The 19,873-nt window shown below is 36.4% G+C and carries 13 protein-coding genes and 1 other annotated feature; of the genes, 2 read left to right on the top strand and 11 right to left on the bottom strand.

The window, feature by feature from the left end; genetic code table 11:
- Positions 1 to 198: 198 nt before the first annotated feature.
- A complete protein-coding gene (locus ACQKMV_RS18610) occupies positions 199 to 1,371 on the top strand; it encodes an MDR family MFS transporter (RefSeq protein ID WP_427505737.1) in 1,173 nt (390 codons plus the stop codon).
- A 219-nt stretch (positions 1,372 to 1,590) separates the two neighbouring features.
- Here the strand turns inward: ACQKMV_RS18610 and ACQKMV_RS18615 are convergent, their stop codons facing one another.
- From ACQKMV_RS18615 to asnB, 4 genes are all read right to left on the bottom strand, one after another.
- Positions 1,591 to 3,117, bottom strand: coding sequence for a GGDEF domain-containing protein (locus ACQKMV_RS18615; protein WP_427505739.1), 1,527 nt, complete (start codon positions 3,115 to 3,117; stop codon positions 1,591 to 1,593).
- A gap of 164 nt (positions 3,118 to 3,281) precedes the next feature.
- A complete protein-coding gene (locus tag ACQKMV_RS18620) occupies positions 3,282 to 3,995 on the bottom strand; it encodes a pseudouridine synthase (protein WP_427505740.1) in 714 nt (237 codons plus the stop codon).
- A gap of 9 nt (positions 3,996 to 4,004) precedes the next feature.
- The gene (locus tag ACQKMV_RS18625) at positions 4,005 to 5,618 is read right to left on the bottom strand and encodes a putative polysaccharide biosynthesis protein (protein WP_427505742.1); all 1,614 of its coding nucleotides are present in this window, start codon (positions 5,616 to 5,618) and stop codon (positions 4,005 to 4,007) included.
- Between the two features lie 469 nt (positions 5,619 to 6,087).
- A complete protein-coding gene (asnB, locus tag ACQKMV_RS18630; RefSeq protein WP_427505744.1) occupies positions 6,088 to 7,935 on the bottom strand; it encodes an asparagine synthase (glutamine-hydrolyzing) in 1,848 nt (615 codons plus the stop codon).
- A gap of 600 nt (positions 7,936 to 8,535) precedes the next feature.
- Here asnB and ACQKMV_RS18635 point away from each other — a divergent pair.
- Positions 8,536 to 9,786, top strand: a complete 1,251-nt coding sequence (locus ACQKMV_RS18635) for an NAD(P)/FAD-dependent oxidoreductase (RefSeq protein WP_427505745.1) — start codon at positions 8,536 to 8,538, stop codon at positions 9,784 to 9,786.
- 199 nt (positions 9,787 to 9,985) lie between these two features.
- Here the strand turns inward: ACQKMV_RS18635 and ACQKMV_RS18640 are convergent, their stop codons facing one another.
- The 7 genes from ACQKMV_RS18640 to ACQKMV_RS18670 all read right to left on the bottom strand — a co-directional run bounded on the left by ACQKMV_RS18640 (position 9,986) and on the right by ACQKMV_RS18670 (position 19,716).
- On the bottom strand, positions 9,986 to 10,678 hold the full coding sequence (locus ACQKMV_RS18640; RefSeq protein ID WP_427505747.1) for an AIM24 family protein: 693 nt from the start codon (positions 10,676 to 10,678) through the stop codon (positions 9,986 to 9,988).
- A 484-nt stretch (positions 10,679 to 11,162) separates the two neighbouring features.
- Positions 11,163 to 12,434 carry an L-lactate MFS transporter gene (locus tag ACQKMV_RS18645; protein WP_427505749.1) on the bottom strand — a complete coding sequence of 424 codons (1,272 nt, stop codon included), beginning with the start codon at positions 12,432 to 12,434 and terminating at the stop codon, positions 11,163 to 11,165.
- 798 nt (positions 12,435 to 13,232) lie between these two features.
- On the bottom strand, positions 13,233 to 14,171 hold the full coding sequence (locus ACQKMV_RS18650; protein WP_427505751.1) for a DUF4181 domain-containing protein: 939 nt from the start codon (positions 14,169 to 14,171) through the stop codon (positions 13,233 to 13,235).
- Complete coding sequence (locus ACQKMV_RS18655; protein ID WP_427505752.1) at positions 14,158 to 14,679, bottom strand: sigma-70 family RNA polymerase sigma factor; 522 nt, start codon at positions 14,677 to 14,679, stop codon at positions 14,158 to 14,160. The genes ACQKMV_RS18650 and ACQKMV_RS18655 overlap by 14 nt, the downstream gene beginning before the upstream one ends.
- Before the next feature lie 97 nt (positions 14,680 to 14,776).
- Positions 14,777 to 17,194, bottom strand: a complete 2,418-nt coding sequence (gene leuS / locus ACQKMV_RS18660) for a leucine--tRNA ligase (protein ID WP_427505753.1) — start codon at positions 17,192 to 17,194, stop codon at positions 14,777 to 14,779.
- Positions 17,195 to 17,281: 87 nt separating this feature from the next.
- Positions 17,282 to 17,493 (bottom strand) — a binding site (T-box leader).
- 65 nt (positions 17,494 to 17,558) lie between these two features.
- On the bottom strand, positions 17,559 to 19,304 hold the full coding sequence (locus tag ACQKMV_RS18665) for a SulP family inorganic anion transporter (protein ID WP_427505755.1): 1,746 nt from the start codon (positions 19,302 to 19,304) through the stop codon (positions 17,559 to 17,561).
- A gap of 64 nt (positions 19,305 to 19,368) precedes the next feature.
- Complete coding sequence (locus ACQKMV_RS18670; RefSeq protein ID WP_427505757.1) at positions 19,369 to 19,716, bottom strand: ArsR/SmtB family transcription factor; 348 nt, start codon at positions 19,714 to 19,716, stop codon at positions 19,369 to 19,371.
- Positions 19,717 to 19,873 lie beyond the last annotated feature (157 nt).

Consider the following 19,873-nt stretch of genomic DNA (forward strand, 5'->3'; position numbering starts at 1 on the left):
CGCCCAGCCGGAACGGAAATCAACTACACGTTATGGTGATGAACCTTATTTATGCAAAGCCCTATTTTTGCTAAGAATTCATGTATTTTTATAACATTCGTTTTCTCAGCGTTAACCCCAAATGTTTTTTGACTATTTACAATTGATTAACAATCCGTTAAAATCGAAACATTCTACATTTTGAAAGGAGGACTTTCTATGAAACTATCCAAACTGTTTCATCCACTAGTTTGGATTATTTTAGGTGGAACGATTTTCACACGCATTGCAAGTTTTATGGCGATGCCCTTTTTAGCAATTTACTTACATAATGAAATTGAAGCCTCCCCCTTACAAATAGGTTTGACGATTGGTATTGCACCGCTAATCTCCACAGTAGGAGGATTCTTTGGTGGCTATTTAACAGATCGATTTGGTAGGAAAAGCGTCATTTTACTTACTATTATTGTTTGGAGCATTGTGTTCTTTGGCTTTGCAACAGCACAAACGATTTGGTTCTTTGTAGCATTGAACGCCTTAAATGGTTTATGTCGTTCCTTCTTTGAACCCTCGACACAAGCATTAATGATTGATTTTACTCCTGCTGACAAACGAAAAAGAATGTTTTCGTTTCGTTACACAGCCATTAACATAGCCGCTGTTATCGGCCCTATTATTGGTGTTTATATTTCTCAATTGTCCAGCCCAAGTATTCCATTCATGCTGACAGGGACTATGTATATTATTTATGCGGTATTTTTATTTTTCGTTTTAAATCGCTATGAAATGCAACAACCAAAACCTTCAGCACCAACAAAAATACTGCAAACCTTCACGATACTATTGACGAATCGTATACTACTAAGCTTTATTTTTGGAGCAATTTTAATAAATATTGGCTACTCTCAATTTGATTCAACACTGCCACAAATCATTGAACTTAAAATTGAAGATGGTACTAAACTTTATTCACTGCTAATCTCTCTCAATGCAGCGGTGGTTTTATTACTACAATTACCGATTAGTATATTTTCAGAACGTTTTTCATCGACAGCTACTCTATTAGTAGGGATCTTGTTCTTTGCGTTTGGTCTATTATTATTCGGTTTCTCAAATAACTATCCACTATTTATTATCGCTATGATTATATTCACGATTGGTGAAATTTTCGCATTTCCAACTATGAATGTTATGATCGATGAAATTGCACCCGATACACAAAAGGCAACTTATTTAGGTGCAGCCCAATTTAAAAATTTAGGGGGCTTTATTGGTCCAATCATTGGCGGATGGCTGTTAACACACTATATAGACGCAATGTATGCGGTCATTGCTGTTCTTGTTTTATGCAGTTGTATATTTTATAGATCAAAACTAAAGCCACAACAGTAATAATTAGTAGGAATTTTCTTCATCCCCCACTGATTATTATTCTTCACCAATCGGTCTTTTACAGGCAATAAACCTCCCACCTAACTTCTTTGCTTTCACTAAAACTTCAGACAAAAAAATCGCTCCATTTCTATTAGCGAATCGCAAGCATTTGAAATACTTGCCTGGACTCACTAATAGTAATGGAGCGAGTGAAAGATTGATTGTACAATCTCAGCCTTATTTTAAGTGATTTTCGCTTTCTTCATCAGTAGTAATCTCTTCATAACTGGAATATTGGTCTTTACCAGCATTTTTTGATTGATATAATGCCTTATCTGCACGCTCAAATAAGTATCTTTCAGACACATCTGATTGAATGCAAACGGCACCACCCATACTGACTGACAGTACAGACCATCTATCAATAGAGGCTTTATCCTCATACTTCAAGTGACGAATTTTATCCAAAATAGAATCTGCTAATTCTTCCATATATTCATCCTTCGTATCATATAAAACAATTGCAAATTCATCCCCACCAAATCTTACAACAAAGCCTTTTTTCCCTACTTCTTGTTTTAAGATTCTTGCTGTTTCAATCAGGATCTTATCACCTTCAACATGTCCAAACCGATCATTGACTTGTTTAAAATTATCTAAGTCTAACAGCAATAAACCAGGTCGATTTGTCTTTCTTTTTCCTAATAACTTGTCCATTTTTCTAATATAGGTAGCACGATTATAAACATTTGTTAATGGATCGTATGTTGCAAGATGAATTGTTTTGGAAAGAAGTTTATTGATGACTAATAGCATGATGAAAGAAGTTACTAAGGCAATATAAAGCAATATTCGAAACTGCTTTATATTTTTAGCTAGCGCCCTTATTTCTGTAAAATTCCCATATTTCACAAATACAACTCTTTTAGAGGATTCTCCCCGAATAGTTTCCGCTACATATGGTAAAAAACGATACGTTTCGATATAGCCATTTTTCAATTCCCTTTGATATTCCGTTGGTTTCATCGTTTTTTTTGCTAGCTTAAAATGCTCTTGAAATATTTTCGATTGATCATTTACGGTTATTTCACGAGATTTAGAATCAAAGAAAACTCCCCCCGCATTTATCGTTTGTACTTCTAACAAATCAGCATATTTATCAATTAGATAGTCAGCAGTCTTTCCGAAATTAAAGGTTTGAAATACAGGATCCTCAAGTAAGTCAATACCCACCTCAAATAAATATTTCTTATCAGGTGTTGCCAAATAGCCAAATTTCCGATATCCCCCAGTAGTTGTTGAAATATCTATACCATCATTGTAGTATTCCCCACTTGCTCGGCGTTCGTCAAGTAAAGTAGAAAAACGTTGGCAACATTGAGAAAAGTTCAAACCTTTATCCTTTTCAAATGTTGTATAAAGGACAGTATTTGATTGATCGAGTATGTATACATCCATTCCATGCTCGTTTTTTATTTTCTGCAAATCCCACTTTGCTATATATGGGTTTTCTTTATAGTATGTAATTAGTTTCCGTAGAACCTCTTCCATTTTGTCAGAAATATTTTGATCAAAATAAAAATGTGCATTATCTACAGTTTGCATATCTGTTAGAATATGATTTTCAATTAATGTCCTATTTAAGACTTCTTGTTTTTCTATATCAGCCACCAGTATTTGCCTATTGAAATAAAAAATTACAGCAACGAGTATTAATGCAAAGGCAATTAAAGATATGAATAATTTAATTCTTAGGTTTTTCATTAACTTGTCCTCTACTTATTTTCACCATCATTTTTTCTGAAACATTTAGAGATTTATTAGTACCATAGAGTAAATCAAAAGTTATATCAATTATACAGTTACCGGCATAAGTATGTATATAAAAAATACCTCGATACTAATCGCTGTTAGCATCGAGGAATTCTTTAATCCCTATTTTGTAAGCTGGCTAGCTCTTCATCGGTTAATTCTCGATATTCACCTAATTCTAGACTATCATCTAGCTTTAAGCTACCCATCGATAGGCGTTTTAAATACGTTACACGTTTACCAACAGCCTCAAACATACGCTTCACCTGATGAAACTTACCTTCTTGGATTGTTAACTCAATTTCTGATTGCTGAGCAGATTTTAATATGATGAGCTCTCCTGGTTTTGTTACATAACCATCGTCTAGTTCAACACCTTGAGCAAATTTCTCACAGTCTTCCTCAGTCACAATTCCTTCTATTTGTGCATAATAAACCTTCGGCACATGTTTTTTAGGAGACAATAAATTATGTGCTAGCATGCCATCATTTGTTATTAGCAATAATCCTTCCGTATCTTTATCTAGGCGACCAACTGGGAAAGGCTGAAAATGTTGATCTGAAGTCTCTAGTAAATCGATGACAGTTTCATCTCGTAAATCTTCCGTAGCAGAAATAACTCCAGAAGGCTTATTCATCATAAAGTAAACAAATTCTGTATAAATAACTCGTTCACCAAATACGGAGACTTCCTGCTTTTCAGGGTCAACTTGTAATGCTGCATCCTTCGCATATGCACCATCCACTGTCACCGCTTTTTGCTTTAAAAGCTGCTTAACTTCCTTGCGTGACCCGTAACCCATATTCGACAGTAATTTATCTAATCGCATTAGTACCTCCTATTTTAATCCCAGTTTGTTCGTAATTCTTGTCAATCGTTCACCAAGAAGTTTTTGTGCTAAGCCTAGGCGTAAAGACAAATAGCCATATACCGCTACACCTACTCCAGCACAAATAACAGAATAAACTAATGCAGAGAATTTGCCACTTACTGGTCCCATTAATAACTCTAAAAGTGAATGAACAATTAGTACACTTACCGCCATTGCTGCTGTCAAAAGAGAAATGAGCATAACTCGACGAACAACCATTTCTGATCTGTAGTTCAGTGTTTTTCGTAGCACAAGCATATTAATGATAATTGAAACACTATAGCCAATAGCTGTGGCAAGAAGTGCGCCATCTGCCTCCATCCAACGAATTAAAGGAATGTTAATCGCTAGCTTGACTAAAATCCCAGATAACAAGCTTAAGACAATCCACTTTTGGAAATCAATACCCTGTAAAAGAGCTGCTGTGACTTGGAATAATGCAAATAAAATAGCAATAGGAGCATAATGGGCTAAAATCATAGCCCCCATTTCGCTTTCAGTATAGAGCATAAAGTATATTTCATTTGATAACAACGAAATCCCAACTACTGCTGGCAATGTAATAAAAATCAATATTTGATAGGTCTTATCCATTGCATTTCGTAACGATACATATTCACCTTGCGTAAAATATTTTGTAATCGTCGGTACTAGCGCCGAAGAAAAACCTGTAGCTAGCATTACTGGGATAATGACAACCTTTTGTGTTGTAAAGTTAATCATCGATAAATACTTATCCGTTACTTCCGCTAAGCCTATAGATATCATAGCTCCATTAAATGTTAGCATATCTACTAATTGAAATAACGGATTAGCTACACCTACAAATACCATTGGAATCGAATACGTAATTACTTCTTTATATATGTTGGACATTGGTAGCTGTGTAGACGTAACACTTTGACTACGCAGTAAATCAAATTCAGGTTGATATTTTTTCCAATAATAATAAAGTACCAGCAACCCACCAATTGCCCCAATAAAGGCAGCAAATACTGCAAAGGAAAGAGCTGTTTCTGGTTTTCCTTTGAAAACTACCACAACTAAGAATGAACCACCCAATAACACAACAATACGAACAATTTGCTCCACTAACTGAGAAACAGCTGTAGGCTCCATTTTGTCATAGCCTTGGAAAAATCCACGCCAGAGGCTCATAAATGGTACTACAATTAACGCAAAGCTAATCCAGCGAATAACTGAGGCAATTTGCTCTACCGTAAAGGCCTGTTCATCACTTTTTATAACAAGACCCGCTATCGATGTAGCTGATAGAAAGAGAACAATAAACGCCGCTAACCCAGTACACAACATAATAAGTATGCCTGATTTCAAAAGCTTGCGGCCTGATTGGTAATCACCCATTGCATTGTATTTAGAAACAAATTTAGATACAGCAATTGGCGCACCCGAGATGGCTACTGCTAGCATAATCGAGTAGGGAATATATGCATATTGATAGAGGGCAACATTTTCCTCACCCACAATCGCATAAAACGGAAAAATATAAATTAATCCGAGCACCTTCGATAAAAACATTCCCATTGTTAATATCGCAGTACCTTTCATTAAATTGGACATCGTACCCATCCATTCATCGTAAAATCAATATTTTCATTTTCTTACCACTTATGAAATATTTGCTGTTAACGGCGCTTTCTTCAGTACACTAGGTTCTTTGAATGAAGCAGACAGGACTACTTCTTGAGCAGCACTTTCTGCACCCGAGCACTTTTTAAAGATGTTTCACAATAACTTGCAAACGCTGCCATATAAAAAAGCTTTCTTTCACTGTTAAAACTACAGTACTACAACCAACAAAAATCAGCAAAACAACAAGAAAGCACATCCTAGCAAAAATATTAAATAAGTAAACCAACTGTAATCTTAACATATTTATAGGTAAACAGACGCATAAACACACGAAAAAGTTCTAGAAAAACACAGCGCAATAAAAAAATTGCGGTTGTATCCACCACATAGAAAGTAGAAAGCTCAAAATAATCGGTGGAGATTAAGAAAACCCCCACCGATTAAAGCTACTTCTCTATTACATATCTACGAAAAATTGTTTATACCATACTAAGAACACATAAGCTGTCCAAATATAACGTCCACGATTCGCATTTCCTTCATAGTGCTCATCTAGATAGCCTACTAATTGTTTTGTATCAAAGAATTCATTGGCAAAATCAGTTGTAAACATTTCTTTTACCATTTTATAGTACTTTTCTTCACGAAGCCAGTGACGAATTGGCACTGGGAAGCCAAGCTTTGGACGTTTTGCCCATTCTTCAGGTAATTCCTGATGCGCAGCTTGACGAAGAACATATTTCGTATCAATGTCATTTACACGATATTTTGACGGAATATTTTTCGCTAATTCCATCACTTCTTTATCTAAAAATGGTACACGTAATTCAATAGAATGAGCCATACTCATTTTATCTGCTTTTAATAAAATATCGCCTGGCATCCAAAGATTTAGATCAAGATACTGCATTTTAGTAACATCATCGTCACCTGGAACTTCATCGTAAATACGTTTTGTAATCGATTTTACAGATGGACCATTTTTATAGTCTGGCTTCAATACATTTAATGCATCTTCTTCGTCCCATACAACCGCTTCCCCAATGAAGCGTTCTTCCACTGTTTGACCACCTTTAACAAGGAAGTGCGTATATTGATTTTTAGGTAACGCCTCTGCTATACCACGTAACGCTTTACGGATACCAAATGGAACTTTTTCATATTTTTGCATTTTGCCAGAATTTTGGTACCATGAGTAGCCACCAAAAATTTCATCTGCACCTTCACCTGAAAGTACTACTGTTACATCCTTCGATGCTAATTCAGAAAGGAAGTAAAGTGGTACAGAAGATGGGTTTGATTGTGGCTCGTCCATATGCCACTGAATTTTTGGTAATGCTTCAAAACACTCATCTGCCGAAATATATTTACGCTCATTTTGAATATCTAATGTATCAGATAAATCTTTTGCTAAATTTGTTTCATTAAACATATCCTCGTAGTCAGAGAAACCAACAGAGAAGGATTTATCAGGGCGTAATAATGCAGTAATATAACTTGAATCAATACCACCTGATAGGAAAGAACCAACCTTTACATCACTTATTTGATGTGCATCTACAGATTCTCTTACTGTTGTACGAATGTCGTCAACATATTTTTCAATTGGAGCTTCTTTTGCATGGAATTTTTTATCCCAATACTGCACAATTTGCTTTTGTCCATTTTTAATAAGCATATAGTGTGCTGGTGGTAATTTGTACACACCTTTAAAGAAAGTTTCATCCATTGAAGAATATTGGAACGTTAAATAAGGACGTAGCGCATTTTTATTTAATTCTTTAATAAATGATGGATGTGGTAAAAATGATTTAATTTCTGAACCGAAAATAAAAGTACCATCTGTTGTGTTTTCTGTGTAATACAGTGGCTTAATACCAAAGCCATCACGAGCGATGAATTGTAAATCATTCTTTTTATCCCAAATACAGAATGCGAACATTCCGCGAAGTTTTTTGACAAATTCTACTCCGTATTCAACATAACCATAAATAATAACTTCACTATCAGACTGCGTTTTAAAGTTGTGACCTTTTGCAACCAAATCCGCACGTAGCTCTTGGAAGTTAAAGATCTCTCCATTAAATACAAGAACGATGTTCCCATCCGCACTGTACAACGGCTGATTTGCCACGTCTGATAAGTCGATAATGCTTAATCGACGGAATCCTAACGTTACTTTATCATCACTGTGAATCCCACCGCTGTCTGGTCCACGGTGAATAATTGTATTCATCATATTTTCAATCGTTTGATGATGATTGATCACATTTGTTCCATTAATATAGCCTATAAATCCGCACATTCTATTTTTCACCTCATAATTTAGTGCATAACCTTTACCATAATAGCATGAAAAGACATTCATTTCATGCAGACAATACAGATAAAGCAAAACTTTCATCAGTGAGGTTATACTACACCGATTATTCGTTCAAACAACGAGCACTTTATCTCATTTAAAAACACTTTATTTTTCCATCTTCCTCCTAAATTTCACATTTGAAAGCTCATCACCGAAAGTTTTAGATGACATTGTATTAAAAAGTATGTCATGTGTATAAGTTGATTGTAGTGGAGACTAGGCGACTCCTTGGGGATTAGCGAATAGAGGAACGAAGGCTAAAACTATCACATCCTGTGATAACGCCTTCGTGACCAACATCGTGTTGGCCCGAGACCCTACAGCGAAGCGAAGCGAAGCGGCTCATCGGACGCCCCCAGGAAAGCGCCTAGTCGGAACGGAAATCAACTCCACGTTATGGTGACGAGCTACTTAAAGTAGAAGATAAAGCATTATAAAATACTTTTGTTATATTTTCAATGTGAAAGAAGCCCCTCTATATAGACTTCATGTATAATAGGAAAGATTCCTAATTTGAAGAGAAAGTGAGTTTTTAAATATATGTACGATGTTATCGTTATCGGTGGTGGTCCATCCGGTTTAATGGCTGCTATCGCTGCTGGAGAGCGTAAAAAGAAAGTATTATTACTAGAAAAAGGGACAAAGCTCGGCAAAAAATTGGCCATTTCAGGCGGCGGTCGCTGTAATGTCACAAATCGTTTGTCTGTTGAAGAAATAGTCAAACACATTCCTGGAAATGGACGTTTTCTTTACAGTCCTTTTACGGTTTACAATAACGAAGATATTATCGCATTTTTCGAAGGACTTGGTGTGGCATTAAAAGAGGAGGATCATGGGCGTATGTTTCCGGTATCCAACCGCGCACAAGATGTTGTAGATGCACTTATTCGTCAACTTCAGAGGCTACATGTTGAAGTACGCTTAAACACACCCGTTAACAAACTTTTAATGGATGAGGAAAAAATTCTCGGGGTACGCCTTACAGATGGCACAGAAATTCGTAGTGAGGCAGTAGTCGTAGCCGTTGGTGGGAAAGCTGTTCCACAAACAGGCTCAACAGGAGATGGTTATCCATGGGCAGAACGTGCTGGTCATACAATCACAACGCTTTTCCCTACCGAGGTTCCTGTTCTATCAAAAGAGGATTTTATTCAGGCTCGTGAGCTACAGGGGCTTGCGTTACGAGATGTCGCTGTCTCTGTTTTAAACAAAAAGGGCAAGGTGCTCGTAACACATCAAATGGATATGCTCTTTACTCATTTCGGAATAAGCGGTCCTGCAGTTTTACGCTGTAGTCAATTTGTCGTAAAAGAATTAATGAAAACAGGTTATGAGCCTGTGACAATGCGTATTCAAACTCTTGTTGATTATAATGAGGAAACATGCCTGCAATATTTAAACAGACTCATTAAAGAAGATCCAAAAAAAGCTGTAAAAAACGTTTGGAAAGGAATTGCGCCTGAACGCTGGCTATTATTTTTATGTGAACGTGCAGACATCGATGTCCAAATGACAGGCAATGAATTATCACAGGAAAAAATCCGCAACTTAGCTAGACTACTCGTCAATTTCACAATGACAGTTAGTGGTACGCAATCCCTTGAAAAAGCATTTGTCACTGGAGGCGGCATCTCTGTTAAAGAGATTGAACCAAAGACAATGGCTTCGAAGAAAAAGATTGGTTTATTTTTCTGTGGAGAAATCCTCGACATTCATGGCTACACAGGTGGCTATAATATAACGTCTGCACTCGTTACAGGACGTATTGCAGGGATGAACGCAGGAATGTAATATACTCTATGTCTCGGACTTCTATCAGCGATTTTTCGGGAGTTATCGGCGATTTCGATCCTTTTATCAGCGATTTTCAGCGAGTTATCGGCGATTCCAGGTTTTTATCAGCGATTTCTTTCAATTTATCAGCGATTCGAGCTACTTTCTATCATATAAAAAGCGAAAAGCGTGTCCTAAAAATACAGGACACGCTTTTTTAGCTATCTTTAGACATATATACTTCCTCATATGGTTGAATGATGACAAAACCTTCACCTGAAAAAGCCATCTGAATAGATTCACCACTACCACGGCCGATAAATGTTCGGAAGCTAATATCTGTTTTAAATTCTGGTGCCAAATTACCTGACCATGCTACTGTGGCATGTGGATCAGTATAGATCGTTTCACCAGGCTTCACTAACAATGTTAACGGTTCGAAATGAGTTGTAATGGCTACCTTCCCTCTTCCTTGTAAGGTTACATTAAACAGCCCACCTGACATGACTCCTGCCATTTTACGCATTAAATGAATATCCCAATCTATACTTGGCTCAAAGGCGAGTAAATCATTGCCGTTTACACAAATACTTTCATCCTTTAAATCGAAAACCGTTATTTTTTTCCCTTGATCGGCTAAATAAAGTCGCCCCTTACCTTTCGCTTTCATAAGTTGTGTACCTTCGCCTGTTAATGCTTTTTTAAACATTTTACCTAGGCCATGCTCTAGCACACGTTCACGCTCAAATTTTATATCTCCTATGTAAGAAATCATCGCGCCCATTTTCGACCAAACCTCGCCATTTAGGTTGACCTCTAATACACGCTCAGTTTCTAACTCGAAATATTCATTTTCGTTGTCGTCCTGCTGTGTTTTATTAATAAACTCATTTAAAGAAAATTTCCCCATATCAATCTGCCTCCTCATTTACTTTATATACGCATTAACTTTTAAAAAGATTCAATCAACAAAAGGTATACTTCTACTTGAATTTAGCACTCTAACTAGACTTACTCAATAGATCATTAGCGGTTGCTATTTTTCTGACAAATACGATTCCAACTAGCAATAAATCAATGCACAAGGCAGTACTGTTATTATTTTATGCTGAATGAAGATAAAATAGGGTGAAAAAAATCCCTAGTTTTAGGAAACCCTTTTGAAAATTGATTATTGAACCATGCATTTGCTTTCCGTTACAAAATTTCTCTTTTGGTAGCGAAATCACTTTATTTCCCGTAATGATATTGACATCAGACACCGACTGTTATACATTAAACAGAGATTAATCAAGTGTTATATAACAACAACTATAAAAAAAGACCATACAAGCGTCATGTGCGAAATGACACTCATATGGCCAATACCTTCAAGTGCGAATTGAAAGTATTATTTATTGTGTAGCGGAGACGTCTCCAACCTTTTGAGAAGCTTCTTTTAATGCTGTGCGTTTACGTACATCTGCACGTAAAGTTAATGAAATAATTAATGAAGCTGCAATTAACCCTGTAAACACATAGAATACTGGAATATAGCTTCCATAAGCATTTTTAATTGCGCTTACTAAAAGTGGGCCAAATACGCCACCTATTGACCATGTAGTTAATAAATAACCATGAATAACACCAAGTTGCTTCGTACCGAATAAATCACTTGCAAATGCAGGTAAATTCGAGAATCCTCCACCATAGCAACTAACAACTAAGAAAATAAGTGCTTGGAAAATAATTACGTTTGTTGTATATGGTAAGACGATAAATGTAACTAGCTGTGCGATAAAGAAAATTACAAAGACGTTCGAACGACCAATATAGTCAGACACAGCAGCCCATACTAAACGACCACCACCATTAAATAATCCCATTACTCCTACCATTGCTGCGGCTCCCGCAACTGATAATCCTACAATTTCCTGAGCCATTGGAGATGCAACAGAAATCATCATAATACCTGCTGTTACGTTTACTAAATGCATCGACCATAGCATCCAGAAATGCTTAGTTTTTACAGCTTCACGCGCTGACATTACTGCTAAATCTTTTTTCACAACTTCTTTACCATTGTTTGCAGCCGCTTTCATATTCGCTGGCATATAATCAGGTGCAGGCGGTACTATATATAAAGCCCCTAAAATCATTAACGTGAAATAACTTGCCCCTAAAATAAAGTAAGTTGTAGAAATACCCACAGCCTCCATTAAGTTAGCTGCGACAGGCGCTGTAATTAGTGCCCCTGATCCAAATCCAAGTACAGCCATACCTGTTGCTAAACCTCGACGGTCTGGGAACCATTTTACTAATGTCGATACAGGTGAAATATAACCAATACCCATACCCAATCCACTTAGTAAACCATATGTTAACCAGTACATTGTTACGGAATCCATTGAAATCGCCACACCAGCACCAGCTTGTCCTGCTCCAAATAGAACAGCTGCTATCATCGCAGATTTACGTGGCCCCATTTTCTCTACTAAGCTACCAAATAACGCTGCGGAAGAACCAGCAAGCCCCATCATTATTGTAAAGGCAATCGTTACGTTTGTTTCGCTCCATCCCATTTCTGTGACAATCGGTAGCTTGTATACACTGTATGCATAGGCTCCACCGATCGAAAGATGAATAGCGATTGCGGATAATGCAATTAACCATCTATTTTTATTCATAAATTCTCTTTTCTCCCCTCTTTTGCTACCTGTGAAAGTTTTATGAACGTCCATGTAAAACAATTTACCATTTAGAATTATTCAAATGCAAGATGTTTTTTTAAAAAATATTATTTCTCCAAAAAGTATTTTATTTTTTACCCTAGTAATATGATAACGAAAACCCTACAGTCTCTAAGTAAATAGATGTTTATTAAACGAAAATTATTACATTTTTTAGCTAATATTATTTTTCTACTCTATTATCCAACCACTATTAAATTATTTTGATATAATTAATTTTGTGCATATTTTCACATGTAACCTATATGTATTTCACTTTTCCTCCCCCTCACAATTTCTCCATACTTCATTAAAAGACCATAAACAAATATTCATTACATAGAAATATCTAGAACAAAAGAGAATTTTAAAACTTAAATAAATGAATTTCTTTCGTATAAAAAGGAAATCAAAAAAAATATTATATTACACTTTTAACTTTTAATGGATTTTAAATCAAATAAATACAATACACATTTTGCATATTTCAAAATGAATAATCATTACCCATTCATTTTTATTATTCAAATATATATTTTTTCTTTTAAAAAGAATCCTGCATATTCTTTTTAACTATGGCCAGTCATGCTTTTAAATTCAAAAACAACTAAACCTATCAGTTTTCATAAATACATTTGCTATAGCACACAAATAAAAACAGTTCTTTTTAAATGGAGTTCATAATTAATCTAGTAATATATCAAAAAGAGATGCTCTGGAATAATTCGAGCATCTCTTTTTCTTTAGTTTCTCTTTTTATAGAGAATAAAAGAGAAATATAATTATTGTAGGTCCTATTACGATCGATGAAATAATCGTTACGTAATGTCTTTTTTCTTCACGCCCATAATAATATTCAATCATAATAGAACTTACCATGGCGACAGCTAAAAATCCGCATATTGCTGCTGTATATAAAAACCAGCCATTTATATTAAATAAAATTATAACCACTGCATTTATAAACTTAGCAATATACGTTGTAAGTTGATGGCCTGTATTGATATATTTTGGCTCCTTTGGAATGCTAAACATTTTTCGAATAGCTTTTTCAATAAGCCACAATAGAAAGAGAGCAATTATTAAAAAAGTAAACATCTCACCGAAACTAATATCTTTATCATCTTTTCGCATAAGGGCAATAAATGCTAAGGCAGTATCTTCATCTTTCACTTTGTAAAAGATATTTGTATGTCGATCGCTAAAAGCTAGCTGCTCATCGTTTAAGAACATTTTCAGTTGCACAGCCTGCCCATTGTCAAACTCCACCCATACATCACGAAATGCAAAATAATTAGTATCCTTCTGCGATATAACTGCTTTCTGTAGCACATTGGCTATGAGCGTTGTTTCTGAATCTTTTTTATAAGCTCGTTGTCCTATGATCCAGCCAGTTCTTCCAGCCTTAAAGGAATCTCCCTCCCAATTATGTGCACTAGTAAATTGTTTAATATCTTCATGTTGGGCTAGTTCAACAACCGTAGCATGCTTAGCTGTATCTATTTGCTTCCATGGACCAATTAAAATCAAACAGAGTAACGTCACGACTGCTCCAATGATAATCGCTGGATATTGCCATCTATGAGGTTGTTTATTTTGCTGATATACATTTTGCAAAATACTCTCCTGCAATTGTTGCGAAAACCGTGGGGCTTCTCCAAGTTCTTTATCCAGTTTATCCTTAAAAGATGTCATCTTCTAGCACCTCCCAATGACTTTTGTCCAGTTTTTCCTGCAATATTTGTCTAGCTCTACGCAGTCTTGTTTTCACTGTATTTTCTGTACATACAAGAACCTCTGCTATCTCTCGAACCTTTAATTCTTGATAATAATAAAGAATTATAACCTCTCTATAGATGATCGGAAGCTCAAACAAGGCTGCTGTCAAAATTCTTAGCTCATCCTTTTCAAGTAAATTTGTTTCAGGCGTTCGCTTGCTGACTCCGATGTGCAGCTTTTCAAATAAAATATGACGTTTATTTTTCCAGCTTCGTAAATAGTCATGACTTTTATGTACTGTTATTTTTACTAAATATGTTTTTAGTGAGGATCTTTGTTCAAAGCGCTCCTGCTGCCGATAATAGGCAAAAAACACATCTTGAACGATTTCTTCTGCAATTGTCCAGTCTTTAACATATAGATAAGCTACTCGAAGACAATACTCACCATGCTCATCCATAATATTCGCTAAATGCTCACTCAAACAAACACCTCCTATTCACACTATAGTCGTATCGAAATCTCAGTTGGTTTCAGTAGAAAAGAAAAAAGCGCCCAAATATTGGACACTTTTTACATTATTATTTAACTACAATATTAACAAGCTTGCCTGGAATGACAATAATTTTTATTAAATTTTTGCCTGCCATATACTCTTGTACTTTGTCATCTGCAAGTGCTACTTTTTCGATTTCTTCTTTTGAAGCATCTTTCGCTACGATGATTTTTGCACGTACTTTGCCGGCAACCTGAACTGCGATTTCCACTTCATCATCAACAAGTTTAGACTCGTCATATGTTGGCCATTCCTTATATGCAAGTGTTTCGTTATGACCTAAAATCTGCCATAACTCTTCTGCAACGTGCGGAACCATTGGAGCTAACATCTTCACAAAACCTTCAGCGTATGCTGTTGGAATAACATCTGCTTTGTAGCAATCATTGATGAATACCATCATTTGTGAAATAGCTGTATTGAAGCGAATTCCTTCGTAATCCTCTGTCACTTTTTTCACAGTTTGATGATATGACTTTTCAAGAGTTTTGTCATCAGACGCTTGAATTTTAGCAGCGATTGTACCGTCTTCTTCATTGGTAAATAAACGCCAAATACGATCTAAGAAGCGACGTGCCCCGTCCAAGCCATTTGTTGACCATGCAACAGAAGCTTCAAGTGGCCCCATAAACATTTCATATAGACGTAAAGTATCAGCACCATGTGAAGAAATGATTTCATCAGGGTTAACGACATTGCCTTTTGATTTAGACATTTTTTCATTACCTTCACCAAGAATCATCCCTTGGTTAAATAATTTGTGGAATGGCTCTTTCGTGTGTACAACACCTAGATCGTATAATACTTTGTGCCAGAAGCGAGCGTATAGTAAGTGTAATACGGCATGCTCTGCCCCACCGATATAAATATCAACTGGTAACCAGCGTTTTAGTAACTCAGGGTCCGCAATTGCTTCTTTATTTGTTGGGTCAATATAACGTATGAAGTACCAGCTAGAACCTGCCCACTGTGGCATCGTGTTCGTTTCGCGACGACCTTTTTTGCCTGTTTCAGGGTCAACAACATTTACCCATTCAGAAATATTCGCTAGTGGAGATTCACCAGTACCTGAAGGACGAATATTATCTGTTTTAGGTAGCATTAATGGTAATTCTGATTCCGGCACTGGTGTCGTTGTACCATCTTCCCAATGAATCATAGGGATTGGCTCACCCCAGTAACGTTGACGAGAGAATAACCAGTCGCGAAGACGGTAAGAGATTTTCTTCTCCCCTACGCCTTTTTCCTCAAGCCATTCAATTGCCTTAGCAATACCGTCCTCTTTGTTTAAGCCATCAAGGAAGTCAGAGTTAATGTGCTTACCATCCCCTGTGAATGCTTCTTTACTAATGTCTCCACCTTCAAGTACAGGAATAATTTCTAAACCAAATTCTGTTGCGAATTCATAGTCGCGCTCATCATGTGCTGGAACCGCCATGATTGCACCAGTACCGTATGATATTAATACGTAGTCCGCAATCCAAATCGGCATTTTTTTACCGTTAATTGGATTGACTGCATAGGCACCTGTGAATACGCCTGTTTTTTCTTTCGCTAAATCTGTACGCTCTAAATCAGATTTCAATTTTACTTTATCTAAATAAGCTTCAACAGCTTGACGTTGTTCAGCAGTTGTAATTTGCTCTACTAATTTATGCTCAGGTGCAATAACACAGTATGTAGCACCAAATAATGTATCAGGACGAGTTGTAAACACTGTGAAGTTTTCATCTGTGCCATCAATGTTAAATGTTACTTCTGCACCTTCCGAACGACCAATCCAGTTACGTTGCATATCCTTAATAGACTCTGGCCAATCAACTTCCTCTAAGTCATCGATTAAACGGTCAGCATAGGCTGTAATTTTAAGCATCCATTGTTTCATTGGACGACGTTCTACAGGATGACCACCACGCTCTGACTTTCCATCAATAACTTCTTCGTTTGCAAGTACTGTTCCAAGTGCTGGACACCAGTTTACAGCTACTTCATCTACATAGGCTAAGCCTTTTTTATAAAGTTGGATAAAGATCCATTGTGTCCATTTATAATATTCTGGATCTGTTGTGTTAATTTCACGATCCCAATCATAGCTAAAGCCTAGCTCTTGGATTTGACGCTTGAATGTCGCAATATTTTTCGCTGTAAATTCTGCTGGGTCATTTCCTGTATCAAGTGCATATTGTTCTGCTGGTAAACCGAAAGCATCCCAGCCCATAGGATGTAGGACGTTATAGCCTTGCATACGTTTAAAGCGGGAAAGAATGTCTGTTGCTGTGTATCCCTCTGGATGCCCTACATGAAGACCTGCACCAGATGGGTATGGGAACATATCTAACGCATAAAATTTTGGTTTTTCTGTTTCATTTTCAGTTTTGAAAGTTTTATTATCAGCCCAATATTGCTGCCACTTTTTTTCGATTTGTTGATGATTAAAACTCATTATTTTTCCTCCTTTGAATGTGTCATGCTTTTCACTAGAATTGACAAAATATTTAAAAAATAAAAAAACTCGCCCCTTTCTTTATCAGAAAGGGACGAGAGAATTCGTATCTCCCGCGGTACCACCCAAATTAGTGATCACACTCGGCTCTAGCTTCCTTAACGCGGAAGGAACGGCACGCGCTATTTCACGCGGGCAGACTCAGAAGGCGAGTTCAATTTGCTTTCCTACTAGCTCCCACCAACCGCTAGCTCTCTAAAAAGAACCACAAATCTACTATTCCTCATCACTGTCTTTACATGTATTGCATTTATTCTAATGGAAAGTACTAAAAAGCACAAGCCTTTGTTAACATACTAACCCATTACTGAATAATTAAATCCTTTTTCTCCGTTGGTAGGGGGGATAACTCCTGACATTCACGAAAAGCAAAATGCTTACATCCAATGCATTTATTTGTATCTAAATAGCTGAAAGCTTTATTAATCGCCTCTCCTGTATGCTGATAGAAATTCTCTTCACCAATTGCAGTATATAAGCCATTGTTTTGTAGTGCTATTTTCAAATCATCTTGCACACCTGTAACTAAAATGGTACCACCCTGCGTTTTGAAATTTTGAATGATATTACTAAAATACGCCTCACCTGTTGAATCCATAAAGGGCACTTTACTCATGCGTAATATCAAAACTTTTTGTTGATGATGAATGGAACTTACAATTGCCTGCTCAAAAGTTTGAGCTGCACCAAAGAAAAGTGGGCCCTCGATCGTATAAATACTAATTTGTGGACAGTCATGCTTCTGATGAACAACATGTGATTGCACTTTTCCACTCTTTAACGAATGGTCTGGTAATACCTTTGTTACTACTAGCTTTTCGCTCATACGCTTCGCAAATAATACGACTGCTAACACGAGCCCAACCTCTACAGCTAATGTTAAACTTGTAAAAACAGTAAGAAGAAACGTAATGATTAAAACGAGAGAATCTCCTGATTTTAATTTAACAATATGTGCAAAATGCTTTTGTTCACTCATATTCCATGCCACAACCATTAAAACTGGAGCCATACTTGCTAATGGAATATGTGAAGCAAAGGGCGCTAACAATAATAAAGTGACTAATACAAATACACCGTGAATAACACCTGATATTGGTGATACTGCTCCTGTTTTTATATTCGTCGCAGTACGAGCAATAGCACCCGTTGCAGGAATCCCACCAAAGAAAGGAGTGATAATATTAGCAATTCCTTGACCAACAAGTTCTCGATTACTATTATGTTTTGTATTTGTCATGCCATCCGCTACTACTGCAGATAGAAGTGATTCAATTCCACCAAGCATGGCAATTACAAACGCTGGCCCAATAAGTAGCTGAATTCGCTCAAATGTGATATCCGGAATTGCAAAATTCGGTAATGTATTCGGAATTTGACCATAGGCCGTTGCTATTGTGGCAACTTGTCCAGAAAAAAAGAACGTTGCAACTAATGTAGAAACAACAATCCCCGCTAGCGCCCCTGGTACTTTAGGTAATACTTTCGGTGTTATTAAAATAATAATAAGACTAATGATTGCCGTTAAAACACTATAAAGGTTTGTCGTACCAATATGCAAAACAATTTCTTTTACATTGTCAATAAAATACTCATGTCTCTTAATATTAGTCAAACCTAAGAAATTGGCAATCTGACCTGTAAAAATACTAACCGCAATTCCTGCTGTAAATCCTATCGTTACAGGACGAGGAATAAATTTAATTAATGAGCCAAGTTTAAAGATACCCATTAAACACAAAATAATCCCGGCCATTAATCCTGCGACCAGTAAGTTTTCATAGCCATACGAAATGACTATTCCAAGCAGAATTGGCACAAAAGCACCTGTAGGTCCCCCGATTTGATACTTCGAACCACCCAAAAGTGAAATAAGTATCCCAGCAATAACAGCTGTATATATTCCATACTCAGGCTTAACACCTGACGCAATGGCAAAGGACATTGCCAGCGGTATTGCCACAATCCCGACAATAATCCCTGAAATTAAATCTTTCTTCAAATGATGAACAGAATATCCTTCATATCGTCCTGTAAACAGTGACTTCATCTATAAATCTTCCCTTCAAAATAATAGCAAGGTAAATGTTTCATAAGAACTCAGTCTACAAAATTTACATATCCTCTTCATTATTTTCGTTAATAGTCATTTCTTCTAATCTTGAAATTGTATTTATTAAGTGATTGTTGAAAATATCTTTTGCGACACCAAGTAATTCTCCAATCATCGGATCACTCAAAGAATAGTAAACTTTTTTCCCCTCTTTCGTCCCATACACAATATTTTTGCTCCGTAATACACTTAATTGCTGGGAAACAGCTGAGCCTTCTTTTTCTAAGCAGCTTTGAATTTCATTGACATTCTTTTTACCATCTACTAATAATTCCAATATTCTAATTCGTAATGGATGTGCTAAAGCTTTAAAAAAGTCTGCCTTAAATTGCTGCAAGCTCTCTTCCACATAAATCCCTCCACGGAACTTCATTTTTATATATTCAAATATTTGAATATGTATGAATGATTGTACGCTAATATATGCTTACTTTCAATATCAAACATTAAAAAACGAACAAAAAACGTGTTTCCCACACAGTTTTTGCTCGTTCCCTCAAAATATT

This window comes from Lysinibacillus sp. NPDC094403 (genome assembly GCF_050278745.1).
GTDB lineage: Bacteria > Bacillota > Bacilli > Bacillales_A > Planococcaceae > Lysinibacillus.